Source organism: Gudongella oleilytica (assembly GCF_004101785.1).
Taxonomy (GTDB): Bacteria; Bacillota; Clostridia; order Tissierellales; family Tissierellaceae; genus Gudongella; species Gudongella oleilytica.
Map to the genome: position 1 here is coordinate 2,214,103 of NZ_CP035130.1, position 23,288 is coordinate 2,237,390.

Annotated in this window: 27 protein-coding genes and 1 riboswitch; of the genes, 8 read left to right on the plus strand and 19 right to left on the minus strand. The window is 39.9% G+C overall.

Features of this window, described 5'->3' with window-relative positions; translation table 11 throughout:
• Positions 1-34: 34 nt before the first annotated feature.
• The 9 genes from EC328_RS10695 to EC328_RS10735 form a co-directional block, all read right to left on the minus strand.
• Entirely contained in the window at positions 35-1,087 is a 1,053-nt protein-coding gene (locus EC328_RS10695) for a pyridoxal phosphate-dependent aminotransferase (protein WP_128426778.1), read from the minus strand.
• A gap of 13 nt (positions 1,088-1,100) precedes the next feature.
• Positions 1,101-2,033, minus strand: coding sequence for an adenosylcobinamide-phosphate synthase CbiB (gene cbiB / locus EC328_RS10700; RefSeq protein ID WP_128426779.1), 933 nt, complete (start codon positions 2,031-2,033; stop codon positions 1,101-1,103).
• A 1-nt stretch (position 2,034) separates the two neighbouring features.
• Positions 2,035-2,874 carry a cobyric acid synthase gene (locus EC328_RS10705; RefSeq protein ID WP_128426780.1) on the minus strand — a complete coding sequence of 280 codons (840 nt, stop codon included), beginning with the start codon at positions 2,872-2,874 and terminating at the stop codon, positions 2,035-2,037.
• Positions 2,875-2,962: 88 nt separating this feature from the next.
• Positions 2,963-3,144, minus strand: a riboswitch (cobalamin riboswitch).
• Positions 3,137-3,340 (minus strand): hypothetical protein, encoded by a 204-nt coding sequence (locus EC328_RS10710; RefSeq protein WP_128426781.1) that lies wholly within the window; start codon positions 3,338-3,340, stop codon positions 3,137-3,139. (Overlaps the previous riboswitch by 8 nt.)
• A 46-nt stretch (positions 3,341-3,386) precedes the next feature.
• A complete protein-coding gene (locus tag EC328_RS10715; protein WP_128426782.1) occupies positions 3,387-3,761 on the minus strand; it encodes a deoxyribodipyrimidine photo-lyase in 375 nt (124 codons plus the stop codon).
• Between the two features lie 34 nt (positions 3,762-3,795).
• Entirely contained in the window at positions 3,796-4,629 is an 834-nt protein-coding gene (locus EC328_RS10720; protein ID WP_206363867.1) for an RMD1 family protein, read from the minus strand.
• 126 nt (positions 4,630-4,755) lie between these two features.
• Complete coding sequence (gene speE, locus EC328_RS10725; RefSeq protein WP_128426784.1) at positions 4,756-5,607, minus strand: polyamine aminopropyltransferase; 852 nt, start codon at positions 5,605-5,607, stop codon at positions 4,756-4,758.
• A 12-nt stretch (positions 5,608-5,619) separates the two neighbouring features.
• Positions 5,620-6,426, minus strand: coding sequence for an adenosylmethionine decarboxylase (gene speD / locus EC328_RS10730; protein ID WP_128426785.1), 807 nt, complete (start codon positions 6,424-6,426; stop codon positions 5,620-5,622).
• A gap of 118 nt (positions 6,427-6,544) precedes the next feature.
• Positions 6,545-7,693, minus strand: a complete 1,149-nt coding sequence (locus tag EC328_RS10735; RefSeq protein ID WP_128426786.1) for an aminotransferase class V-fold PLP-dependent enzyme — start codon at positions 7,691-7,693, stop codon at positions 6,545-6,547.
• A gap of 190 nt (positions 7,694-7,883) precedes the next feature.
• Here EC328_RS10735 and yedE point away from each other — a divergent pair, with 190 nt between their 5' ends.
• Genes yedE through EC328_RS10750 form a run of 3 tightly spaced genes read left to right on the plus strand, consistent with a single transcriptional unit; the run spans position 7,884 to position 9,428 of the window.
• Positions 7,884-8,954 (plus strand): YedE family putative selenium transporter, encoded by a 1,071-nt coding sequence (gene yedE, locus EC328_RS10740; RefSeq protein ID WP_128426787.1) that lies wholly within the window; start codon positions 7,884-7,886, stop codon positions 8,952-8,954.
• Between the two features lie 26 nt (positions 8,955-8,980).
• Positions 8,981-9,187 carry a sulfurtransferase TusA family protein gene (locus tag EC328_RS10745; protein WP_128426788.1) on the plus strand — a complete coding sequence of 69 codons (207 nt, stop codon included), beginning with the start codon at positions 8,981-8,983 and terminating at the stop codon, positions 9,185-9,187.
• 1 nt (position 9,188) lies between these two features.
• Complete coding sequence (locus EC328_RS10750; protein WP_128426789.1) at positions 9,189-9,428, plus strand: putative Se/S carrier protein; 240 nt, start codon at positions 9,189-9,191, stop codon at positions 9,426-9,428.
• Between the two features lie 40 nt (positions 9,429-9,468).
• Here EC328_RS10750 and EC328_RS10755 read toward each other — a convergent pair whose 3' ends face one another.
• From EC328_RS10755 to EC328_RS10775, 5 genes are all read right to left on the minus strand, one after another.
• Positions 9,469-9,930 (minus strand): hypothetical protein, encoded by a 462-nt coding sequence (locus EC328_RS10755; RefSeq protein ID WP_128426790.1) that lies wholly within the window; start codon positions 9,928-9,930, stop codon positions 9,469-9,471.
• Between the two features lie 95 nt (positions 9,931-10,025).
• The gene (locus EC328_RS10760; protein WP_128426791.1) at positions 10,026-11,417 is read right to left on the minus strand and encodes a sensor histidine kinase; all 1,392 of its coding nucleotides are present in this window, start codon (positions 11,415-11,417) and stop codon (positions 10,026-10,028) included.
• On the minus strand, positions 11,414-12,097 hold the full coding sequence (locus EC328_RS10765) for a response regulator transcription factor (protein ID WP_128426792.1): 684 nt from the start codon (positions 12,095-12,097) through the stop codon (positions 11,414-11,416). The genes EC328_RS10760 and EC328_RS10765 overlap by 4 nt, the downstream gene beginning before the upstream one ends.
• A 256-nt stretch (positions 12,098-12,353) precedes the next feature.
• The gene (locus EC328_RS10770) at positions 12,354-13,694 is read right to left on the minus strand and encodes an MATE family efflux transporter (protein WP_128426793.1); all 1,341 of its coding nucleotides are present in this window, start codon (positions 13,692-13,694) and stop codon (positions 12,354-12,356) included.
• 216 nt (positions 13,695-13,910) lie between these two features.
• Entirely contained in the window at positions 13,911-15,086 is a 1,176-nt protein-coding gene (locus tag EC328_RS10775; protein ID WP_128426794.1) for a MalY/PatB family protein, read from the minus strand.
• A gap of 260 nt (positions 15,087-15,346) precedes the next feature.
• Between EC328_RS10775 and EC328_RS10780 the strand changes: the two genes are divergently transcribed.
• Together EC328_RS10780 and EC328_RS10785 are read left to right on the plus strand one after the other, a co-directional pair.
• Positions 15,347-15,886 (plus strand): MarR family transcriptional regulator, encoded by a 540-nt coding sequence (locus EC328_RS10780; RefSeq protein WP_164906111.1) that lies wholly within the window; start codon positions 15,347-15,349, stop codon positions 15,884-15,886.
• 24 nt (positions 15,887-15,910) lie between these two features.
• A complete protein-coding gene (locus EC328_RS10785; RefSeq protein ID WP_128426796.1) occupies positions 15,911-16,147 on the plus strand; it encodes a hypothetical protein in 237 nt (78 codons plus the stop codon).
• 27 nt (positions 16,148-16,174) lie between these two features.
• Here the strand turns inward: EC328_RS10785 and EC328_RS10790 are convergent, their stop codons facing one another.
• Positions 16,175-16,660, minus strand: a complete 486-nt coding sequence (locus EC328_RS10790; RefSeq protein WP_128426797.1) for an ECF transporter S component — start codon at positions 16,658-16,660, stop codon at positions 16,175-16,177.
• A gap of 209 nt (positions 16,661-16,869) precedes the next feature.
• Here EC328_RS10790 and EC328_RS10795 point away from each other — a divergent pair, with 209 nt between their 5' ends.
• On the plus strand, positions 16,870-17,730 hold the full coding sequence (locus tag EC328_RS10795) for a DMT family transporter (protein ID WP_128426798.1): 861 nt from the start codon (positions 16,870-16,872) through the stop codon (positions 17,728-17,730).
• Here the strand turns inward: EC328_RS10795 and corA are convergent.
• Entirely contained in the window at positions 17,727-18,782 is a 1,056-nt protein-coding gene (gene corA, locus EC328_RS10800; protein ID WP_164906112.1) for a magnesium/cobalt transporter CorA, read from the minus strand. The genes EC328_RS10795 and corA overlap by 4 nt on opposite strands.
• 156 nt (positions 18,783-18,938) lie before the next feature.
• On the opposite strand from corA, the gene EC328_RS10805 reads away from it, so the two are divergent.
• Positions 18,939-19,613, plus strand: coding sequence for a hydrolase (locus EC328_RS10805; protein WP_128426800.1), 675 nt, complete (start codon positions 18,939-18,941; stop codon positions 19,611-19,613).
• A 17-nt stretch (positions 19,614-19,630) separates the two neighbouring features.
• Here the strand turns inward: EC328_RS10805 and EC328_RS10810 are convergent, their stop codons facing one another.
• Positions 19,631-20,521 carry a DMT family transporter gene (locus EC328_RS10810; RefSeq protein WP_128426801.1) on the minus strand — a complete coding sequence of 297 codons (891 nt, stop codon included), beginning with the start codon at positions 20,519-20,521 and terminating at the stop codon, positions 19,631-19,633.
• A gap of 186 nt (positions 20,522-20,707) precedes the next feature.
• Between EC328_RS10810 and EC328_RS10815 the strand changes: the two genes are divergently transcribed.
• Positions 20,708-21,259 (plus strand): biotin transporter BioY, encoded by a 552-nt coding sequence (locus tag EC328_RS10815; RefSeq protein WP_128426802.1) that lies wholly within the window; start codon positions 20,708-20,710, stop codon positions 21,257-21,259.
• Here the strand turns inward: EC328_RS10815 and EC328_RS10820 are convergent.
• Positions 21,218-22,195: a biotin--[acetyl-CoA-carboxylase] ligase gene (locus EC328_RS10820; RefSeq protein ID WP_128426803.1), complete on the minus strand. Its 978-nt coding sequence runs from the start codon at positions 22,193-22,195 to the stop codon at positions 21,218-21,220. The two genes, EC328_RS10815 and EC328_RS10820, sit on opposite strands and share 42 nt — an antisense overlap.
• Positions 22,196-22,250: 55 nt before the next feature.
• Complete coding sequence (gene fni / locus EC328_RS10825) at positions 22,251-23,261, minus strand: type 2 isopentenyl-diphosphate Delta-isomerase (protein WP_128426804.1); 1,011 nt, start codon at positions 23,259-23,261, stop codon at positions 22,251-22,253.
• Positions 23,262-23,288 lie beyond the last annotated feature (27 nt).

The following is a 23,288-nucleotide window of genomic DNA, read 5'->3' on the forward strand; positions in this document are numbered from 1 at the left end:
TTCCTCTTGATGATAGCACCATAACAACTATAAGTCAATACAACAACTTCTCGAAACCCATTAGTGCGCCAATGAGCCTCTCATTGTCAGCTCTGGATTTTATTGCTATTCGGATATGATCTCCTACAAGACCTTCAAAGCTCGAGCATTTTCTAACCAGAATACCCATCTCCAGAAGAAAATCAAATATCTTTTCCTCTGATTCCCCGAAAAGTCTAATCAGTATAAAGTTAGCTTCGGTAGTATATGCCTGGAGAATCTTGAATTGCTCTAAGGCATTAAGTAGATAGATTCTTTCTTTCTCTATGTACTCCTTAGAGTTTTCAATAAACTCCTTATCCTTGAATATAATTTCTGATGCAGCGGCTGCAAAGGAATTTATACTCCATGGCATTTGAGTTTCAGAGATCATCTTGGCTGTTATAACATCTGCACAACAATATCCAAGTCTTATTCCGGGAAGGCCAAAAAATTTTGTTGCTGCTCGTATTATCCCCACATTTTTATAGTTAAATACTTGAAATAACTGTATACTGTCATAATCCATTGGGCAGAATTCATAAAAGGCTTCATCAAGAAGCAAAAATGCATTTTTCTTTGATATGCTTCCATATAACTCAAGCAAAGCTTCTTTTCTGAGCCTTCTTCCTGTAGGATTATTTGGATTCCCAAGTATCACAAGATCTCCTTTTTTAACTATTTCAAACATCTCAGGTTTTATCATAAAATCCGTGCCAAGACTGATTTTTACTATTTCTTTATTGTGCACTGAAGCCCTTTCAACGTATTCAGAAAAGGAAGGAATCACTACAACTACTCTTTCGAATGACATAATAAAGCTGTCGATTATCTCAATCGCTCCATTACCAGCTATTACATTACTGTCGTTGCACCCCAGATATTCAGATAGGTTGTTTTTAAGCACTCTATATTTTATATCAGGATAGTACCTCAAATCTTCAAAGCTTTTGATCAACTGAGCCTCAAGATCCCTAGGGTATCCTATGGGATTTATATTGCTGCTAAAATCTATGATATTCTTTCTTTCATTCCCAAAGTAGGTAAGTATATCTCCGCCATGTTTCATGTGTGACCTCCAATTATACCAGGTACGATATCAATATCCAAATCAAAATAACTCCAATCTCAGTGCGGTACATTATTTCCACTGCACTTCTTACATGTTTTTCACTTGATGCTTCGCCTTCCTCTCCAAGGAATGGTTTATCAACAAAGACACCTCCATAATAGCTCCCCCCTCCAAGTCTTATCCCAAGAAGTCCTGCTGCCGCACTTTCAGGCCAACCACTGTTGGGGCTTTTATGTTTATAGTGATCTCTCATTAATATACTGTAGCCATTCTTTAAGTCAAATCTCCCGATTGATGTTAACACCATCATCAATGAGGTGATCCTTGATGGCAAAATATTTAGAAGATCATCTACTCTTGCTGGGAAATACCCTAAATATCTGTATTTATCGTTTTTATAGCCAAGCATAGAGTCCATTGTATTTGCAAACTTATATGCCAGTCCTCCAGAAGGTCCGAGAAGTATCATATAAAACAGAGGGGCTATTACTCCATCTGACGTGTTCTCAGATACCGTCTCTACCACTGCTCTATATATATCCTCTTCCTGCAATTTGTCGGTATCTCTCCCAACTATGTAAGACAGCCTTGCCCTTCCTTCATTCAAGGATCTTTTCAACGCCTTGATCACCTCGAAAGCCTCGAAATGAAGATCTCTGGCTGCTACACATGAATATACTAAGTACGTACTCAGCAAGAAACGTAATGCCCTGTTGGATTCAAGTAACTTTAATAAGTAGAACGGCAGGAAGAAACCTATGAACAGATTTATAGAAACGATCAAAAGACCGGCAACCTTTAAACTAAGATCATTATGTATTATTTTTCTAACTATCTTCTCTTCAAGGCATATTAACTTGCCCATTGCCTTTACAGGGTGTGGAAAGCTTTTTGGGTCTCCTACAAAAATATCTAAGATTACACCTGCAATTATTTCTATCATTTTAGATACCTGCAAGTTTGCAAATAATATCCATGTCTATATTCGCTCTAACTACTTCTGCAAGCTTTTCAAGTTCTTCTTCAAGTTCATCTCGGGTCTGCGATCCATCTTCACATTTTTTTGTTTTATCTGTCAGAGTATCTTCATCTGCTATATTCAGGTCTATGTATGGAATTATTCCTACTACAGGTATATCAATAAGTTTCTCCAGCATTTCGATCCCAGGCTCAAGTAATGATCTATCCCCTCTGAACTTGTTGAACACAATTCCCTTTATTCTCCTTCTATCTTCATTTTCAAGGAGCATAACAGTGCCATATACAGCAGCAAACGATCCTCCCCTGTCGATGTCAGTTACAAGAAGAACTGGAGCATCTGCAATCCTTGCCATACCCATGTTCACAATGTCATCTTTACTGAGGTTTATTTCAGCAGGACTTCCCGCTCCCTCTATTATAACTAGATCATTAAGGCTTTCAACTTCCTTATACCTTTCTGTTATCATTTCTCTTAATACCGCTTTGTTCTTAAAATAATCGACTGAGGTCGTTTCCCCTGAGTCCTCACCATTGATTATAAGCATAGAACTCAAATCTGAATTTGGTATAAGTAGTATTGGATTCATATTCTCGTGGGGCTCAAGACCTGCTGCCCAAGCTTGAAGTGCCTGAGCAATTGCTATGATTTTTCCGTCTTTTGTCTTGTGATATTTGCTGCTCATGTTCTGTGACTTAAATGGGTAAACCTTCATTCCATCTTGCTTGAATATCCTGCATAAGGCTGTACATAGTATACTTTTCCCTGCAGAGGAAGTAGTCCCCTGTACCATTATTGCGCCCATATCCTAACCTCCCTTTGAGTTAAAATAAAAAGCACCTATCGTAAGATAAGTGCCAAAATACTTAATTATAGACATTTCTTATCCTTCGTAAGAAAAATGACAAATCATGTATCCTGACTTAGGTATCATTGATTAACGCAGCCTTCCCAGTTGCCCAGTGGCGTATAGCATCAGCTCCTCCAATACAGTTGCGAGACAGTGCGGGATTCTCACCCGTCTTCCATATATTATTCAGTTATTGATGATTATATATTATGCAATCCTATTTTGCAAATATCAGACTAACGTCAGCAGTACTCAAATGATTTATTATCATAAGATCATAAAGATTATTATTGAACTTGTTAATTATAGTTGGCGTCTCATCAAGGTCATTATACTCCTCCAGTCTTAGCATTATCTTTTTTCTTATGGTAGCAGCTGAGTATTCCTCCTTGACTGAAGCTTCCTCTATTGGGACAATCAAATCAGACTCTATTTGATGCAGGGAACAGTCTGTTTTTTCAGCAGCTTTATGTCTCCATTCTCTCTACTCTCAAATAACCTCTGTCATTTACTATTGCACATGCCCTTTCACCAAGAAGTAATACGGCCTCATCAGGGTTCCCTTTAGCAATTACAAATCCTATCCCTGCACTTTCAAGATCTTCTTTTACTTCCTTAAGTCCCTCCAACATAAAGCTGTAGTGTCTCAGATTAGCCTCAGGGAATCCATCAGTAAGTCCAAAGCAAACGAGAAGTGGCTTACAAAGATCATTAGCAATTTTGATAGAAAAATCAAGGGCGTGGTCAGCATTTGTTCTTTGCGAGTGCTGCATCCAATATAGGACATAGTCTCCATCCTTATTGGTTTCATTATTTAGCTGCTTTACCCTGCTTATGTGCATATATCTTTCCCCCAAATAATGCAACAGCTTCCTTCTAAAATGCTATGAGAGCTTTGAGGAAATTTATTATAGGCTCCTCAAATGCATGCACCACTTCGATCAGGATCAATAATATTACAACTATCTCAAGATATTTTGACATCCTTGAGTGCTGGAGATCTGCAATTACCTCAGCAGTATCAAGTAGTGCATCGATCTTGGCATTTAGCTTATCATATCTGTCGTCCAGCTCATATAGCTCAGCGAGTTCATCAAAGAAGATTTCAGCTTCCCTTTCCTTCCAGGTTATGGATGGTTTATCCAGCATCATGATGTAGGAAATGGTTGTATGCTTGAATGCAAGGATCTTCCCAATGGCTGAAATTGTCTTTTTCTCGCTTGTCTTTACCTTTCCATTTCTAAGGCTGACAACGGTTCCCTCTATCTCATCGAATGCCCTGTCTATGTTTATCTCAATTATCTCTAGAGCTACAGACTTTGCAAGAACAAGAGCAGCCATGTCAACATGGAACTTCTTTATTATGCTGTTCCTGTACTCCTGAAACTCCAGCTCACTTTCCTCTGATTCGGGATCCTCTATAAGAGTGTATGTCTCAACCTCACCATAAACGATGTCTGTATTTATGCTCTTTATACTCCCTGGTATTGCCTTTATCTCCCTTACGAATTCAAGCATTTCATCTTCATCATAGTTCAGGAAAACCAGAACACCAAAATGATAAAGATAAACAGCTTTTCCTATGGTAATATCCGTCTTTACAATGAGAGGTTCTTCCCATTTAATTTTTTTTTCGATCCCAAAATGCTTCCCGATCTCTGAGACATTAAACTCACTGCAAATACCCTTGGCTGTAAACTTGTACTTCATCATATTATTCACTCTCTTTTCGTATGTTTACTTCAGAATATATACCCTAACGTAATCCATCTATTTCAACATCAAGACATACATTGGAAAAGGAGCAGTTTGTCCTGCTCCTAAAGTTCAACCGTTTCAATTAGCATCCTCAAGCTGCTCAATTACATATGTTGGAAGTGCGAAGCACCCCCTATGAAGCTCTGTGTTATAGTACTTTGTCTTCAATCCAAAAGATTCCCAGATTTCTGGCTTATGATCTATTAATGGATCAAGTTCTTTGCTGGCGAAGCCGAACAGCCAGTGTCCACTGGCATAGGTAGGCATATGGAACTGGTACACCTTGCACACTGGAAATATGGCTTTAAGCTTTGAATGAGCCTTTATCATTTCTTTTGCATAGTTGGGGTAATATGGGCTCTCGTGCTGATTGATCAATATCCCCTTATCATTTAGTGCGTTGTAGCAGTCTGTATAGAATTCTCTTGTGAAAAGTCCTTCTCCAGGCCCTATCGGATCTGTTGAATCAACCAGTATAAGGTCGTAGTAGTCTTTATTTTCCTTTACAAACTTAATACCATCAACATAATGGTGATGCACCCTTGGATCATCTACCTTGCATGCTGTTTGAGGCAGGTATTCCCTGCACAGCTGAACAACTCTTTCATCTATTTCAACAAAATCTATATGCTCAATATGTTTATACCTTGTAAGCTCCCTAATTGTTCCACCGTCGCCTCCGCCTATAACCATAACTCTCTTTATCTCAGGATTTACAGCTAACGGAACATGTACTATCATATCGTGATAAATGAACTCATCTTTTTCGTTTACCATCATCAAGCCGTCTAGGGTAAAAAACCTTCCAAAATCGTAGGATTCAAAAAAAGCGATCTTTTGGAATGGCGTTTCTTCAGAATATATCTGAGCTTTAACCTTTATCTTAAACTCACAGGTCTCTGTACTCTTTTCCGAAAACCAAAGCTCCACAATATCCCTCCTTTAGTAGTCAATTCCGTAATTTCTCCCATAGTAGATTTCGTGCATTTCTTCGTTTAGCTTATCCAGGATCTCTCTTTTTTGCCTGCCTGTTAGGTCCTCTTCCTTGATCTCAAAAAGATAGTTATCAAGTTCAAGCTCCTTAAGCATCATCTTTGTGTGGAATATGTTCTCCTGGTAAACATTAACGTCTATGCTGTTGTATTTATTAAGATTTTCTTTAGAGATGTAGTCCTGTATTGAATTGATTATATGGTCCTTGAAATGCTTTGTTCCATCCAGATCTCGTGTGAAACCTCTGATCCTGTAGTCACATATTACAATATCTGAATCAAAGCTCTCAAAGAGAAAATCGAGGGCTTTTAAAGGAGATATCTGCCCACATGTGGATACATCGAGATCTACTCTAAATGTCATAATACCCCTGTCAGGATGGTATTCGGGATAAGTATGGACGCTGATATGACTCTTATCCAGGTGTCCGATGACGTTTCTGGGACTTGCAATAACATCCCCTAAATTGCATGAAGGATCCACGCACACATCAGGAAGCTTCTCCTCTGTAATAAGAAAGTTTACACTTGCTCCCTGTGGAACGTAGTCCTGTTTTGCTATATTTAGCAGATTCGCACCAATGATCCTTGTTACTTCTGTCAGGATCTCTGTCAATCTGGTGGAGTTGTACTGCTCATCGATGTATTCGATGTATTTTTGCTTATCCTCAGGCGTTACGGCATAGCATACGTCATAAATATTGAAGCTAAGAGTCTTCGTCAAGTTATTAAATCCATACAGTTGTAATTTTTCCATTTTCCATCCCTTTCATTCTAAAATAAATTGAAATCTATGATTATTTTACAATTTTAAGCCTGTTGTTGCAAGGATTCCGAATAAAAAACCGAGATGCATTAAGCTCCCGGTTATTAGTTTAGTATAATATTTTATTTAAAGCTCCTAATGCATAATCTACATCTTCAATTGTATTGAAATGGGAGAAACTGAAACGCACCGTCCCTTTTGGGAATGTACCCAGGGTCTGATGAGCTGAAGGCGCACAGTGCATCCCGCACCTTGTCGCTATACCGTATTCGCTGTAAAGCTTATAGGATATATCAGCATTATCCCTTGTTGGCACATCAATTGACACTACTCCGGTTCTATTTTTTATGTCATCTCTACCAATTACGTGTATTAGGTCGATTTCCTTTAGTCCTGTCAGGAATCGTTCTACAAGATCTATTTCTCCTGCTCTTATGGTCTCGGTGCCTGTATCTCTGACAAACTTTAAGGCTGCATTAAGTCCATAAATACCTGGGATATTAATGGTTCCAGCTTCAAGCTTGTCAGGCATATACTCCGGCTGGATCTCTTGATCTGATAAGCTGCCAGTACCGCCTTCAATAAATGTATCGATGGATTTCGCAAGGGACTCTGTAACAACAAATCCCCCCAAACCCTGCGGACCTAAGAGACCTTTATGCCCTGTGAAGGCAATAGCATCAGCATTAAGCCTGTTTATATCTATTTCCAGGAATCCAGCAGTCTGAGCAGTATCAATTATAAATATCAGTCCATATTCCTTACAAATCCTGCCAACTGTCTCTATATCAAGTATAGTTCCACAGACATTTGATGCATGGGTCATGATTACAGCCTTTGTGTTTGGCTTGATAAAACCTCTAATATCATCAGGATCCAGTTCTCCGAGGTTACTGCACTTTACCTTAGAGAAGCTTATATCCTTTTTAGATAGTGCATTCAAGGGTCTCATAACTGCATTGTGCTCCATGGAGGATACTATTGCATGATCACCAGCTTCTAATACACCTTTAATAAGTACATTGAGACTCTCAGTAACATTCTTTGTAAATACAACATTCTCAGATTTATTACTGTTGAACATTTCAGCGATAAGTTCCCTAGTCTCATAAACAATATTTTCTGCCAGAAAGGAGCTTTCGTATGCTCCTCTCCCTACATTTGCACCATTATTCAATATGTAATCACTCATAGCCTCTGCTACTCCTGGTGCCTTGGGATAGCTGGTAGCCCCATTATCAAGGTATACTCTCTTCATCTACTTAACCTCCTCGGGTTTTCTTACAACTTCATGCTACTATTTACTACCAGCTCCAACAATAGGTATTAGATAATTTAATGAGATTATGTTTTTTACTAAAATTCTCAATTACAATTTGTTGCCAGGTATTGATATAATCATAACGATGTGCGTTATAAATCATATTACATATTACAGGAGGTCAAGCATGAAAGGAAAAAAAGGAATCATCATTGCCGGCGGAATCGTAGGTATAATATCTGTAATGCTGGTTTATTTTGGAAACCCCTCAAATATGGGCTTTTGCATAGCCTGCTTCCTAAGAGACATTGCCGGAGGCATAGGGCTTCACAGAGCACCAGTGGTGCAGTACATAAGACCTGAGATAATTGGACTTGTTCTTGGGGCATTCTTCATCTCGCTTAAAAACAAAGAGTTCAAAACCTCAGGTGGTTCATCGCCATTTACAAGGTTCGTTCTTGGAGCTCTTGTAATGATTGGAGCGCTAATGTTCTTAGGCTGCCCTCTAAGAATGATCCTAAGACTTGCTGGTGGCGATCTTAATGCACTCGTTGGTATCGCAGGCTATGCATTTGGTATCTTCTTCGGAGTAGTATTTATGAACAAAGGATTTTCACTCAGAAGAAGCTATAAAATGTCTGCATCTGAGGGTTACATATTCCCTGCTATAAATGTTGGACTACTGATCCTTCTGCTTTCAGGTGCCGGGTTCTTATTCTTTAGTGCTGAAGGACCAGGATCTATGCATGCTCCGATCTGGATCTCGCTTGCAGCGGGTCTTGTTGTAGGAGCACTTGCTCAAAGGCACAGACTTTGTATGGTTGGCGGAATCAGGGATCTCATGATGTTTAAGGATACCCACCTTATCTCAGGATTTATTTCCATTCTCGTATTTGCTTTTATTGGAAACTTAGCTTTAGGTTACTTTAACCTTGGCTTTGAAGGTCAGCCAATCGCTCACACTGATGGATTATGGAACTTCCTCGGAATGGCTCTTGCAGGCTGGGGTTCAGTTCTTCTTGGTGGTTGTCCTCTAAGACAGCTTATACTTGCAGGGGAAGGTAACACTGATTCAGCAGTAACCGTTATGGGACTTGTTGCAGGAGCTGCAATTGCCCACAATTTTGGTCTGGCTTCAAGTGGAGCTGGACCTACTGCAAATGGTCAAATCGCTGTAGTTATAAGCTTCGTAATAGTACTCGCCATTTCTCTGGCAAACTCAGAGCTAACTTTCGGCAAGAGCTCACAAAAGGCTTAGATATTTTTAGAAGGGAGTGGAAATATATGGATAAAATAGATGCAAGAGGAATGTCTTGCCCTCAGCCCGTGCTTATGACTAAAAATGCAATTAAAAGCTTGCCTGCCGAAGTAGAGGTGCTCGTGGATAATGAGACCGCAAGGGGGAATGTTGAAAGATTTTTAAGCAGCTCTGGGTATAGAGTTTCAATTACTGAAATGGAAGATGAATTTTTATTGAAGGGAACTAAATAGAATGTATAGCTATTTGGCAATCTTCTTCACACACTCAGGTGCTATAAAGTTTCAGAGAAAGCTTGATAAGTCTGGAATTAAATGCAAATTACTTCCAGTTCCGAGGACTCTAAGCTCAAATTGCGGTATAGGAGCCAGTTTTGAGTCTAATGACTACGAGGTATTCCTGGATGAGGAGATAGAAAAGATATTCCGTATTGAAGATGAAAAATTTTTACTTCAATATGAGGTAAACGATTAAACAGGAAAACAGCCCGATCGGGCTGTTTTCTGATTTTTGATTAGTTTCCGTTAATGTTGAATCCTCTTCTCATCATTCCGCCCTGACCAAGATCTTTTTGTCCGCCAAAGCCACCACGGAAGCCTTCACCATCTCTGTTACCGAATAATCCGGTGCCCTGCATTGCTCTTATTTGTGTTCCGTCACATACTTCAAGCTTAGCTAAGATCTCATCCGCTCTTTCCTGAGTCAGCTTTCCAAGCCCAACCATTTCATTAAGCATAGCTTTTTTCGCTTCCAGCATTTCCTCCCTGAATTTAACGTAGAAAGACTCACCTTCAGCTTGTGCAAGCTCCCCAAACCTATTGTTTTGCTCATTCCTATAAGCATATGCCTCCTGCTCGGTCATTCCCTTCATTTCTCCAAATGTCTTTGCTGGACTCCAGCTTGCTTCGGCAAAGGCAACACTCATTGAGCCTAAAAGCATAACTGCGACTGCTAAAACTACTACTGACTTTTTCATCTCAACACACTCCTTATTCTTATCTTTATCTGATGCTTAAAGTATATAAAAGAGTTATGTTGGAATTGTGATGAAAATATATATTTTTTGTTAGATCATTTACTATTTTTATCAATTTCAAACCAAAAGGTGGTTCCAGCCCCCAGTTTGCTTTCGACGCCGTATTTTGATCCATGGGCTTCAAGGATACCCTTTACTATAGCAAGACCGATACCTGACCCTTTGGCTCCCGAGCCGCTTTTATCGATTTTGTAGTATCTCTCCCATATAAAGGGAAGCTCCTCTTCAGGGATCCCTGTTCCTGTGTCTCTTACCTCAATTCTGACAGCAGAGACTAAGCTCTCTACAGAAATTGAAACTTTTCCTCCTGGATCAGTATGGTTGATGGCATTTGTTATAAGGTTATGAAAAACCTGCTGAAGCCTCTTGGCATCGTAGTATGCAATTTCTGAATCCTTATCTGTCTCAAGCAAAAGCTCTATACCCTTATTCTCTGCAGCTATGATGTACTTTGAAACAGCAGTCTGTACATCGGCTGTAATATCCCCTTCCACTGGGTTTATATCAGCATAGCCTGCCTGGATCTGGGAAAGATTCAAAATATCATCTACCATTACGCTCAATCTGTCAGTCTCCTCTATGATTATATCAAGACTTTCTCTTCTGTTGTCTGTTTGCTCATATTGAACATCTCTGGCAAGCTCTGCATAACCTCTTATAAGTCCCAGAGGAGTACGCAGTTCATGGGAAACGTTGGCAACCAGGTCCTTTCTTAAGCTGTCCAGCTTTGACAGTTGATCGGCCATCCTGTTAAAGTTATTAGCCAACTCTCCCAATTCATCCTTTGTAGATACCTCTGCCCGAGCATCCATATTTCCTTCTGCAAGCTGATTTACTGCTCGGTTCAGTTCTCTTACAGGCTTTAACAGCATCCTTGCAATAAAGGTGCCTATTGCAGCTGATAGTATCAGAAGCAATAATGATATACCTACTAGCTGATCCTTTAATATGCCCACAGTTTCGCTGATCGGCTCAGCAGGTATTGTACCTGTAATTATTATCTCACTTTCCGGTATCAGAATGGAGTATGCAATAAGTTCAAGGTTCTGCCTTGGATGAGTAGTGCGAGTCAGAGCTTCTCCTGATCTAAGAAGCTCATCCAGGTATGCACCCTTTAATACCTTGGATCCAGCCATTTGTCCACGCATACCTCCAGGGCCTCTAAGGGTAGTCATCCCGTCAATGCCAAATACTTCTATGGTAATATTCCTTGATATAAGGATATTTTCTGCATACTCCTCAAAGCCAGTCATGTCCCCAGCTTCGTACAAATTAGCTGCTTCATGGAGGTTAGTCTTTAAGGTGTCAACTATTCGATTCGTATAATTCCTTTCAAGAAATACGGTCTGGTATAACCAAATGGATCCAAGAGTTACTGAAACGAGAATGATCATCCCAAGAATCAGTTTATATGATATCTTTCTCATTTTCCGCTATCCTCCGGATCAAATTTATATCCTACTCCCCAAACTGTGGATACCATGCTCTTATATGGTCCAAGACTTTCTCTTAACACCTTTATGTGAGTATCCACTGTCCTGTCGTCTCCAAAGAAATCTATTCCCCAAACTCCATCAAGTATTTGCTGACGTGTTAGTGCCCGATTCTTATTCGCAGCAAGGTATACTAAGAGCTCATATTCCTTGGGAGTCATTTTGACCTGAGTTCCGTCTATATAAACCGCTCTTGCGCTTGTGTCGACTCTTAAACCCTCAAATGTGTACCCGTCGGCTCCGGTATCCTTAAACTTTAAATTTCTCTTAGTTACAGCCTTGAGCCTTGCCATTAATTCCTTAGGGCTAAAGGGCTTCACCATGTAATCGTCTGCTCCAAGCTCAAATCCAAACAGCTTATCATATTCCTCACCTCGAGCTGTAAGCATTATAACAGGAACCTCCGAGCTCCTCCTGATTGTTCTTAGAACAGTCCACCCATCTACTACAGGCATCATGACATCCAGCAAAACTGCCTCGTATTCTCTCAGTTCAAATTGCTCGATTGCTTCATTGCCGTTCGATGCTTCGAAGGTATTATATCCTTCAATAACAAGGTATTCCTTCAATAATTTTCTCATCTTTATTTCATCATCAGCAATAAGTATATTCATTAGATTTTCCTCCCTCGAAGGTTTCTATACCCAATTAGAAATTTTAATGGTCACTATGAGATATTATATTATCTAAATGTGATAAAATTGTGTTATATAGAATGTAGGTGATGGTTCATATGGGAATTGAGATAAGGAAAAGAGGATATGTATACAGCGAAATTCTATAGCAGGAAAAGAATAACGAGGTAGCTCCAAATATGGAACTACCTCGTTATTTTCAAAAATGTATTTATCAAAATGTATTTATATAAAACTATTCATATCTTCTCTCTACATTTCTTTTAAATGAGGTCCTTGAGAATATATATCTGCTGAAAAGGTCCAAAGCCATGGCTATCCATATCCAGTGAAGTTCAGCTTTAATAACGTAAGTTAGAATTAGGACAAGCGGTATCCTGATGAACCATATGCCAAGTATAGTTGTAAACATTGGAACATTTGGGTAACCAGCTCCCCTTAATGCGCCATTATACAGGCCTGCAAGATTTTGAGGCAGTTGAGATACACCCATTACTATTAGATAGGTGCTCCCTATAGCTATCATCGATTGATCCGTTGTAAGAAGTCTCATTACAAGTCCAGGTATAAATACCAAAACTGAACTCATCACAAGAGTAATGGCCACTACCATCTTCCTAAGCTCGCTCATATAGGTTTTAGACTGTTTGAAGTCGTTAGCTCCAAGATGCTGACCGATAAAAGCAGTTGCAGCTATCGAGAATCCTGCAGCTGGCATGTATGATATGGATTCTGCCTGAAGCCCCAGTTGATAGGAGGCATAAGCTGTTTCACCATATGTGAGGACCGCTTTGGTTAAAACAACAGAGGATACCTGCCATAGTAAGATCTCCATAGCTGATGGAAAACCATACCTTACAAGCTCTCTAATTGAATAGCCAGTGAATGAAAATCCTTTAGTGTCCTTGGGCTTAAGCTTCCTTGTTGCTCCCAGCAGCATTGTTAAACTGAAAATAGCTGCACTGAGCTGTGCTATATTATAGGCATATCCAGCACCCCTTATTCCCAGCGCCGGCAAACCAAAATTCCCAAATATTAAAAGGTAACTGAATATTATATTGATGCCGTTCATTATCCCTACTGCATACATTGGAGTCTTTGAATTTGTCATACCTTGAAATACGCCTGCGGAAAAAACAACTAAAGCCATGAGTGGTATGCTGTATGAAATTATGCCGGTAAACATAAGAGCATCCTCAAGAAGTCCCCCTCCACTGCTTAAAAAGCCTATCAGATACTTTGCAAACCGGAAAACTATCTGTTGCACAAAAAGAGACAGCAAAAATACAGCCCCTATCCCCTCAACGATAAGGCGGTACATCCTGTGGGTGTCATTTGAACCATAATACCTTGATATCGCAGCAGAAGCCCCTATTCCAATGCCTCTGAATATTGCCCACGCCATCCTGAAGATGATATTGCCGATTCCAACAGCACCAACCGAAGCAGCATCGAGCCTTCCCATGAAAGCCATCGTCACTGTTCCTGCGATCATCTGTAGCAGGTTCTCTGAGGTTATTGGGATTATCATGGCTAATATTCTTTTTCTAATGCTCCTGATCATTTCATCCGTCATAACTCTCTCCAATTATTTAAAGCTCCATTTGTCCAGGATACAACAAGTATGCTTCTATGGACAAATGGAGCTTATTTTTTTTAACTACACCATTGCTGCTATTTCTTCAGCTGAAGGTAGATCTCCAAGGTTTTTAGCATACTTAGCGTATACTATTGTACCAGTTTCGTCGATAATAAACAATGCTGGTAATTGTAATTCTCCACTTTACAAAGCTTAACTTAAAGCAGCTGCTATTCTATCCAATCCCTTCTTCAACAGCTCCCTTGGACATGCAAAGTTGAGCCTCATATATCCAGCTCCCTGGTCTCCAAACCAGGTACCGCCATCCATTGCAACCCTTGCCTTCTTAGCCATCAACTCCTCAAGCTTCCTGCTGTCAGACTCATACCCACTGAAATCGATCCATGCAAGATAGGTTGCCTGTGGCTTAATCATCTTCGCTTTAGGAAGATTTTCCTTCAAATACTCTTCTATGAATTTGATGTTTCCCTCTAAGTATTCAAGTAATTGCTCAAGCCACTCTTCTCCCTCGGTGTAAGCTGCTATAAGGGAAACTATACTTAGAGGATTTTGTCCACCTATTGAATTCTTCTCCAGAATTCTTCTGAATCGCTGTCTGTGTACCGGATTTGGTATTATGACATTTGACGATTGCATCCCTGCAAGATTGAAGGTTTTACTTGGAGCTGTACATACCATGAGGTTGTCAAGAAATTCTTCTCCAACAAGCCCGAAGATCGTATGTTTATATCCTGAATATACAAGATCGTTATGTATCTCATCAGATATAAGGAGTACGTTATTTTCAAGACATAGCTGCGCAACCTTTTTTAGATCCTCCAGATCCCAAACTCTAGATACCGGATTATGGGGACTGCACAGAATCATCATGGTCACCTTTGGATCTTTAAGCTTGCTCTCTAGATCCCCAAAATCCATATTGTATTTTCCCCCATCGAATACCAGATCATTACTCACTACGTGACAGCCGTTGTTTTTGATAGCATTAGAGAATGGGTAATATACGGGTTGTTGGATCACTACATTATCTCCTGGCATACAGAAAGCTTGAATTGCGTAGTTAACTGCTGGAACGATCCCTGGAGTGTAATCTATCCACTCTTTATCGATCTTCCATCCAAACCTCTTTTCTGTCCAGTCTATTATTGCCTTATAATACTCTTCCGGTCTAACGGAGTAACCGTAAATCCCGTGCTCGGCAGCCTTTACAATTGCATCGACAATGGGTTGTGCTACCTTAAAATCCATATCTGCTACCCAAAATGGAAGAAGATCCTCCTCTCCAAACAGCTGATTCAAAACCTGAGGCTCCCACTTAGAAGCATTTGTGCCTTTTCTATCGATGATTTGATCAAAGTTGTACTTCACTTGAATCCCCCTTCTTATTTATTTAATATGCTTGCCTACTGTGCAAAAATATAATTGTTTAGTACTTAAACTATTTAAGGTCATTATACTTTAAGGCCTAATACGATTCAACATTTATTTCTTGAATTGTAAGATTTTGTGATAGGGAAATCTGTAGTAACTATTACATATATTATTTGACCCTCTAAATAGTTTAAGTTATAATGTATTTGACGTTCTAAGGTTTCTTTATGATGAATAAAATCTATAAGAGGTGGAAAATGGATAAGAAGTTAATGGAAAGCTTAGTAAGGTCTCAAAAGCTGGACATTTTTTCAATGCCAGCTGAGGAAGTAGATATGTTATTTAGTCAAATCAATGAAGAGATGCTAAAAATATACAAATTTGTATTGACCTATAATGACTATATGAACTCCGGACATGAATACTCCGATGGTATACCAATGTCTATGATGGAGGCTCACATTCTCACAGATATATGTGACAATGAGAATATGACGGTCACAACTCTAGCTGAAAACTGGGAAAGATCAAAAAGTGCAACCAGCCAGACAGTTAGGAAATTAATGTCAAAAGGACTCATTCAAAGAAAAGAATCTGAAGATAGCGGTAAAGTATTTCACCTTAGCCCTACGGAAAGAGGTAAAAAAATTTCCGACGACCATAAAAGATATGATGTTTTAGACACAATAAAAACACTTAAAGTCCTTAATAGGGAGCTGAGCGTGGACGAAATACTCATTATGTTCAACAGTCTTGAACTTTATAAGACTCTTCTGAAGAACAGGGATGGTAAGTAGGAACTAAAAGGAGGACAATCTTGTATGAGAAGATCCATATTTAGGTCAATGTATGTAATGGCTACGGGATTCATCGCCTTTTTAATAGTTTTGCCTATCATCGAGAAGAGAGGACTTGATGTAAGCCTTATAGACGATTTAAGCGCCGTCCTTTTCTGGATTGCAGGATTTATACTTATGTTCACCAAGAAATATTACCGCGTAGGATTATTTCTCGCGTTTTTTCCTATACTATTCATATTAGTTGCATTAATATCATAAGGCCGGACTATTGTCCGACCTTATTTTTTATACCTTTAGCCTATTTTTCAAAACTCTCCATAGGATAGTAGCTGCTATAGCACCAAATAGACCTTGCATGATATTTGCCGGTAGATTTACTACTGCTGCCTTTGCGCCATACATAAATATCTCCGCAAGATAATAACCCCCTGCCATTACAAGGCCTCCGATCGCAGTGGGTATAAATGGCAGTTTTTTCCCCCACGTCGTTTCCATTAGAAGTCCTGCCACAAATCCTTCCAACCCTTTGGCCACGAAGGTTATTGGTGCATATGCCCCCCATCCAAGGAGAATGTCAGCCATTGCAGACCCAATACCTCCAACAAGAAAACCTGCTTTCTTTCCCAGCATGAATGCTGCAACAAATATTACCATATCCCCCAGGTTTAGATAGCCATAGCTTGTTGGTGTTGGTATTTGAACCACCATTGTCATAACTACTGTAAGAGCCATTAATACAGCGTAGGTAACAAGTGTTTTTGTTTTTTTCATAAGTAACACCTCTTTAATTGTATCGTTACACTTTTGTTTTGTATTGGTAGTGTACCTATTATTATAATAACACCTTGGTTAGATTTGTTCAACTACTTTCTTGGGCAATTTCCATCCTGTACGTTCTGATATTCAACGTCTCTAAATGAGTTGTCTTACAAATCCTTCCGTTGTATAATTGATTCATAACATTTGGGAGGTCTTGAGGAATGAACAACTATTTGAAGGGAGTCCTTTTAGTACTCGCCTCAGCATTTGCATTCAGCTTTCTGCCGATTTTTGTAGTATTCGCATATGATGGAGGAGCGGATGCCAATACCTTGCTTTTGATCAGATTTTCCCTCGCTACAGTAGTATTCTTCAGCTATCTCAAGCTAAAAAGATATAACATAAAGCTTGACAGGAGCACTCTCTTTAAGTTCTTATTATTAGGGGTTTTTGGATACACTCTTCAAAGCAGATTTTTCTTCATGGCACTCAAGTATATAACTCCTGCTATAGCCAGTATGTTTCTTTACACATATCCGGTTATCGTAAGTATAATTACATATTTTGTCGATAAGGAAAAGCCTTCACTTAGATTGGCAGCTTCGATTGTCATATCTTCACTTGGCCTTGTGCTGGTGATGGGCGCCTCCATGGGATCAGTTGATATTCGTGGAGTTGGGTTTGCTCTTTTGGCTTCCTTGGTGTATTCCTTATATATTGTTGCCAGCAACAAGCTCATAAAGAGAGTCCCTGCTGTCACTGCAAGCGCTTATATAGTGCTATTCTCAGCGTTTGGCACCTTCATAATCGGATCACTCTCCGGCGGATACAACCTGGACTTCGAACCATACACCTGGATATGGATCATTGGAATAGCTCTTGTCTGCTCAGTAATCGCCATGATCACATTTTTTAAAGGAATGGAGTATATCGGACCTACAAAAACCTCCATCATTAGTTTGACGGAGGCAGTTTATACTGTAGTATTGTCAGCTATTATGCTTCAGCAATTCTTGACCGTTTGGCAGTTAATTGGCGGTGCAGGGGTTTTATTCGGTGCTTATTTGGTTGCAAGGGCTTAGAGCCAGCCTTTTTTACGCAAGAACCTTAACATAAATATGGTGATCAGCGCTGATACTCCCCAGAAGCCGAAGTAGCCGAACCTCCATTCGATCTCTGGAAAGTACTTGAAGTTCATGCCATATACACCTGCAAGGAACGTCAATGGAATAAATATGGTTGAGAATACTGTAAGTATCTTCATTACCTCATTGGTCTTATAACCTATGCTGGAGAGATAGGTATCAAGCATTCCAGAACAAATATCTCTATAGGTTTCAACTATATCTATCATCTGGATTACATGGTCATATACATCCCTGAAGTAAATTATCGTCTTTTGATCTATAGCTTCAAACTCTCCTCTCGCCAGTTCACTGGCTAGATTTCTAGTTGGCCAGAGGATATTCCTGAAAAAAATGAGCTCTCTTTTTAGTCGGTATATCCTATTCAATACTTCCTTCTCAGGTTTTTCGAGCAACTGGTCCTCTACCTCATCTATTTCTTCTCCTATCGCTTCAAGAACAATAAAGTAATTGTCAACTATGGAGTCTATCAGTGCATATACAAGATCATCAGATCCGTTTTTCCTTAAGGTCTTTCCCTCCTCCAGTCTTTGGTGTATAAACTGAAAGCTGTCATTGTTATATTCCTGGAAAGTGATTACTGAATCATCAAAGAGGACCAGACATATCTGCTCCGTATCCAGGGCTCCACTTTCATCGAAAAAGATATTTTTTGTGACTATGAAAAGAAAACTATCGTACTCCTCAGCTTTCGGATTTTGAGAGGTATTGAGTATGTCCTCCTGAGCAAGAGCATGAATCCCAAAAGTTCTGCAAATCTCAAAAACAGTCTCAGTGTTAGCTATTCCAATAACATCAAGCCATTTGACCACGTTCCTGTTTTCATCAAGGAGTTCTTTGGAGGATTTTATCTCCTGCCTTTCCAGGATTTCATCGTTATATACAGTTAGAACCAGTTTCTGATTCTGTTTTTCACCTTTACCCGTGTATATAAGAGAACCTGGCGGTTTGTTTGCTGTAGCCGATAGATTTTTAACTTTACTTAACATTTTACCATCTCCCATTGGATCCCATATACTTATTATACCCCTTATAAAGCTTGTAATGTAGCTTGTTCTTGCTATTTATCCCAGTATCAATTATCGACTTATTATGCTATAATTATTCCACCAAGCGATATAGGCAATAACACTGGAGGTGTACCTATGGATAAAGAAAAATTTGTCCCAGAGATTTCTTCTCAGTTAAGAGGCCGCTCAGTTATAGTCCCCGAGGCAATATACAGAGCAAGCGGGATCAAAATTCTGGGTACCCGCATAAAATCTCTATTGTTTTCAACGGATGTAGCAATAATAAAGAATACCAATGCAAATTCAATCATTGCAGTGTACCCCTTTACTCCACAGCTATCAATAACACACGCTATACTTGAAGTGGCCAGTGTTCCAGTTTTTGTTGGAGTCGGAGGAGGTCTGACTACCGGTCAGAGGTCGATCCAGATAGCCATCCAAGCCGAGCTCCTTGGAGCTTATGGAGTAGTTGTTAATGCTCCTATGCAAAATGATGTCATAAGGGAAATGAAAAAGATACTTGATATCCCTATCATTGCCACTGTAGCATCGCTTAATGACGATTATAGAGGTAAGATCGATTCCGGTGTAAGTATACTGAATGTATCGGGAGGTTCAAATACAGTAGAAATGGTAAGGGTCATAAGAGGAGTGCTGGGCAGAGAATTTCCTATCATTGCTACTGGAGGACCGACTGAAGAAAGTATTCTGGATACAATCGATGCAGGTGCCAACGCTATAACATACACTCCCCCATCTACCGGAGAAATATTTGCTGGTGTGATGAAGAAGTACAGAAATGAGCTTTGATTTATAGCAAAAGACTCCTAAGCAGGAGTCTTTTGTCTTTTAAGGTTTGATAGGTTTGGTTTTACCTCACTTATAATAACAGATATCAATATCGCCATACATCCAATCAGAAACTTTATTGTTATAATTTCCTTAAGGAATATTACTCCCATTATGCTTCCAAATAATGCTTCAGTACTTAGGATTATGGCTGCATGGGTAGATGAAGTGTGAGCTTGTGCAATATTTTGAACAAGAAAGGCAATCATAGAGCTAAATACTGCCAAATAGATTATAGGTACTGCCATATCAGTATTGAAAGTGGTTATTTGGGGTTCAAATATTGATGCCAGTATTAAGGCTGATACCGCAACAAAAGCCATTTGTACTGTCGTGATCACATAAACATCAGATTCTCTCGCATAGTGACCTACAGCAACTATTTGAAGAGCAAAGAACAATGCGCTGATAAGGGATAATATCTCGCCGGATCCAAGTCTTAAATTCCCGTCTAAGCTCAAAACTCCTATTCCAACAAAGCACATGATTGCCCCAAATATCTCGTAGCCATCAGGCCTACGCCGGGTTAGAAGCCAATAGAAGAAAGGTACCATTACAACATTTGCGCTTACAATAAAAGAATTTACGCCAACAGTAGTATTCATAAGGCCAATTGTCTGTAATAAAAATCCTAAAAGCATGGTTATCCCTATGACAAGGCCTGCCTTGATGTCTGAGATCTTTGCTTTTTTCAAATGTTTAAGTGATACTATCCCTATCAGGATCGTCGCAATTATGAATCTGAATGCCAAGAGGTAAAAGGGAGTTATATGGTCAAGTGTGCTTTTGGTTACCACGAAGCTTGAGCCCCAGATCGCTGCAACAATAAGTAGTGAAATGTCTGCTATAAGTGCTTTTTTGTCATTCATCAAAATCTCCTCCGGATAAGATTATATCCTATGGGAGCATAATAAACAATACACTGTAGGGGGATTAGATTAAATCGTGGATATTTGCTCGGTTTATTCAGCATTTCATTTTTTTACTTGCAATAATAGAAGAATAATTGTAAACTTGATTTATGATTTTAAGTTGACAATCTTGGAGGGACAAATTTGAAAGCTAAAGACCTTACCTTAATATCACTATTTGCATCACTTACATCTATTGGAGCCTTTATATCAATTCCGTTAGGCCCGGTTCCTTTGACTCTTCAAACCCTTTTCGTTCTGGTATCTGGTTATGTCCTGGGTGCAAGAAAAGCTGCGTTGTCGCAGCTAATCTACATATCTCTTGGTTTGATTGGTCTTCCAATTTTCGCGGGCTTCTCCGGAGGGATCCAATCGATCGTAAAGCCATCCTTTGGATTTCTAATTGGATTCGTTGCAGGGGCCTATACTGTAGGGACCCTGTCCCGTAGAGCAAAAGGATTCTTTAGTTATCTTGCCGCCTGTTCAGCAGGCACACTTGTAATATATTTATTCGGACTTCCATACATGGCGTTTATTCTTAATTATGTTATGGATAGCGGTCTTTCACTTGAAAAAATCCTTAGTATAGGAGTTATTGCATTTATTCCAGGAGATCTCATTAAGTTGATCATCGCTGCATATTTAGGAAAAAGACTAAACATATCCGTACTCAGTTCTGATCGAGACCTCTCCTGATATTACCTGCTCGAGACCCTCATCAAATCTTACCATAAGCTCTCCATCGTGATTGATGCTCACTGCATGACCAGGTCTTTGCTTTCGTCCTTGAACTACTATTATGTCCTTTCCGATAACTGCGGATCTCTCTCTGCATATGTCCAAGGCCTGCTCGATGTCGCCTGTTACCTTAAGCTGGACATAAAGCTCATCCAGTCTGTTCAGTACCTGAGCTAAAAGGTGCTTCCTTTTGATCGCCTTCCCTTCAGCTATCCTCAGTGAAGTTGCTTTGTCCACTAATTCCGGTGGAAGCTCTTCAACGCTCTGGTTTACGTTGATACCAATTCCTAAAATAATGTAATTGACTATGCCCAATTCGCAGCTCATTTCTGTAAGTATTCCAGCGACCTTCTTACCACCTATGATTATATCGTTAGGCCACTTGATCTGTGATTCGATGCCACAATCCTCAAGTGCAAGCGCAACTGAAGCTGCTCCCAAAAGTGTCAGTTTAGCTGCATTGAAGGGCTCCATATCAGGTTTTAGGATGATTGAAGCGTATATCCCTTTTCTTCCAGGTGATGACCAGCTTCTTCCAAGTCTTCCTTTTCCAGAGGTCTGCTCTTCAGCAACGATTACAGTACCCTCTTCCGCTTTAGCTGCCAATTCCTTTGCCTTGTCGTTTGTCGAGCCAATGCTTTGGAAATATATTAGCTTCTTACCAATTACAGAAGCTGTAAGCTCTCCTTTTATCTCATCGTAGTTTATTATATCCGGCGAAGAAATAAGTCTGTAGCCCCTTCTTGTAACTGACTCTATTTCATATCCATCTTCCCTAAGGGCGTTTACGTGCTTCCAAATTGCCGTCCTCGACAATCCAAACTCTTCAGAAAGCTTTTCCCCGGATATGAATCCTTCCTCCTCATGAAGCCTGTCTATGATTTTATGTTTCATATATATTCCCCCCTACTTGTATATAAAAAAGAGGCTCCATTAAAGAGCCTTTCCGTTAAATTATATCCTTTAATTTACCAGTTATTTTATAATCTGTATTCTTAAGTGCTTCAATATTTTCCTTGCCCAGAAGCATCATCACGATTCTCAGCTTGTGGATAATTCCCTCCAGGTACTCAATTGCATTTGCATATCCTCCATGCACCAAATAAGCAAGTAGCTCCCCGCTAATAGCCGCAATGTCCGCTCCAAGGATTATAGACTTGACCACATCCATGCTTGTCCTTATACCACCGCTGGAGATGAGTTTAAGGTCATGAGGCAGTCTCCTGCACTGGATAAGAGCTGCAGCAGTCGGGATGCCCCAGGAATAGAGATCAGTATAGTCGTATGCATTGTTCCTCAGGTTTTCAATTTCAATAAAGTTCGTCCCGCCGAAGCCGGATACATCTATATATCTTACTCCTGCATCGTATAATCTGGAGGCTGCATCAAGAGATATCCCAAATCCTACCTCTTTGACGATTACCGGTTTGTCAATTTCCTTTACTATAGCCTCGATATTCCTAAGAACTCCCCTGAAGTCCCTGTCTCCCTCTTCCATTACAAGCTCCTGAGCCAGATTAAGGTGCAGCTGAAGAGCATCCCCGTCAACCATCTCGATGGCTCTCTTGGCTTCATCAACAGTTGCAAGGCCACTAAGGTTACTGATTACTATACCATCAGGTCCTACAACCTCCCTGACGATGTGAAAGGATTCCCTGGCGCTGTCATCCTCCAATGCTATGGTTTGGGATCCTACCGCCATAGGTATCCTCAATTCCCTGGCCAGTGCAGCAAGGTCCTTGTTTATCTCCTGGGTAAATTCAGATCCTCCGGTCATAGCATTGATCAATATTGGATAGTCTATAACCTTACCGAGAAATCCGGTGCTGGTATCGATTTGGACAAAGTCCAACTCAGGAAGTGAATTATGGGCTAAATAAACATCTCCCATCAAATTATCCCCTTTGTAGGAGGTTTTCAAATAGTTCTCAATGTGCTCTTTTTTTCTGACCCTTCGCATTTTTACACCTCTTTTAGAGTTCGGGTT

Coding starts and splice junctions, on each gene's coding strand:
- EC328_RS10695 (WP_128426778.1), bottom strand. CDS start 1,087: ATGAAACATGGCGGAGATATACTTACCTACTTTGGGAATGAAAGAAAG.
- cbiB (WP_128426779.1), bottom strand. CDS start 2,033: ATGATAGAAATAATTGCAGGTGTAATCTTAGATATTTTTGTAGGAGAC.
- EC328_RS10705 (WP_128426780.1), bottom strand. CDS start 2,874: ATGGGCGCAATAATGGTACAGGGGACTACTTCCTCTGCAGGGAAAAGT.
- EC328_RS10715 (WP_128426782.1), bottom strand. CDS start 3,761: ATGCACATAAGCAGGGTAAAGCAGCTAAATAATGAAACCAATAAGGAT.
- EC328_RS10720 (WP_206363867.1), bottom strand. CDS start 4,629: ATGAAGTACAAGTTTACAGCCAAGGGTATTTGCAGTGAGTTTAATGTC.
- speD (WP_128426785.1), bottom strand. CDS start 6,426: ATGGAAAAATTACAACTGTATGGATTTAATAACTTGACGAAGACTCTT.
- EC328_RS10735 (WP_128426786.1), bottom strand. CDS start 7,693: ATGAAGAGAGTATACCTTGATAATGGGGCTACCAGCTATCCCAAGGCA.
- yedE (WP_128426787.1), top strand. CDS start 7,884: ATGAAAGGAAAAAAAGGAATCATCATTGCCGGCGGAATCGTAGGTATA.
- EC328_RS10745 (WP_128426788.1), top strand. CDS start 8,981: ATGGATAAAATAGATGCAAGAGGAATGTCTTGCCCTCAGCCCGTGCTT.
- EC328_RS10750 (WP_128426789.1), top strand. CDS start 9,189: ATGTATAGCTATTTGGCAATCTTCTTCACACACTCAGGTGCTATAAAG.
- EC328_RS10755 (WP_128426790.1), bottom strand. CDS start 9,930: ATGAAAAAGTCAGTAGTAGTTTTAGCAGTCGCAGTTATGCTTTTAGGC.
- EC328_RS10760 (WP_128426791.1), bottom strand. CDS start 11,417: ATGAGAAAGATATCATATAAACTGATTCTTGGGATGATCATTCTCGTT.
- EC328_RS10765 (WP_128426792.1), bottom strand. CDS start 12,097: ATGAATATACTTATTGCTGATGATGAAATAAAGATGAGAAAATTATTG.
- EC328_RS10770 (WP_128426793.1), bottom strand. CDS start 13,694: ATGACGGATGAAATGATCAGGAGCATTAGAAAAAGAATATTAGCCATG.
- EC328_RS10780 (WP_164906111.1), top strand. CDS start 15,347: ATGGATAAGAAGTTAATGGAAAGCTTAGTAAGGTCTCAAAAGCTGGAC.
- EC328_RS10785 (WP_128426796.1), top strand. CDS start 15,911: ATGAGAAGATCCATATTTAGGTCAATGTATGTAATGGCTACGGGATTC.
- EC328_RS10790 (WP_128426797.1), bottom strand. CDS start 16,660: ATGAAAAAAACAAAAACACTTGTTACCTACGCTGTATTAATGGCTCTT.
- EC328_RS10795 (WP_128426798.1), top strand. CDS start 16,870: ATGAACAACTATTTGAAGGGAGTCCTTTTAGTACTCGCCTCAGCATTT.
- corA (WP_164906112.1), bottom strand. CDS start 18,782: ATGTTAAGTAAAGTTAAAAATCTATCGGCTACAGCAAACAAACCGCCA.
- EC328_RS10805 (WP_128426800.1), top strand. CDS start 18,939: ATGGATAAAGAAAAATTTGTCCCAGAGATTTCTTCTCAGTTAAGAGGC.
- EC328_RS10810 (WP_128426801.1), bottom strand. CDS start 20,521: ATGAATGACAAAAAAGCACTTATAGCAGACATTTCACTACTTATTGTT.
- EC328_RS10820 (WP_128426803.1), bottom strand. CDS start 22,195: ATGAAACATAAAATCATAGACAGGCTTCATGAGGAGGAAGGATTCATA.
- fni (WP_128426804.1), bottom strand. CDS start 23,261: ATGCGAAGGGTCAGAAAAAAAGAGCACATTGAGAACTATTTGAAAACC.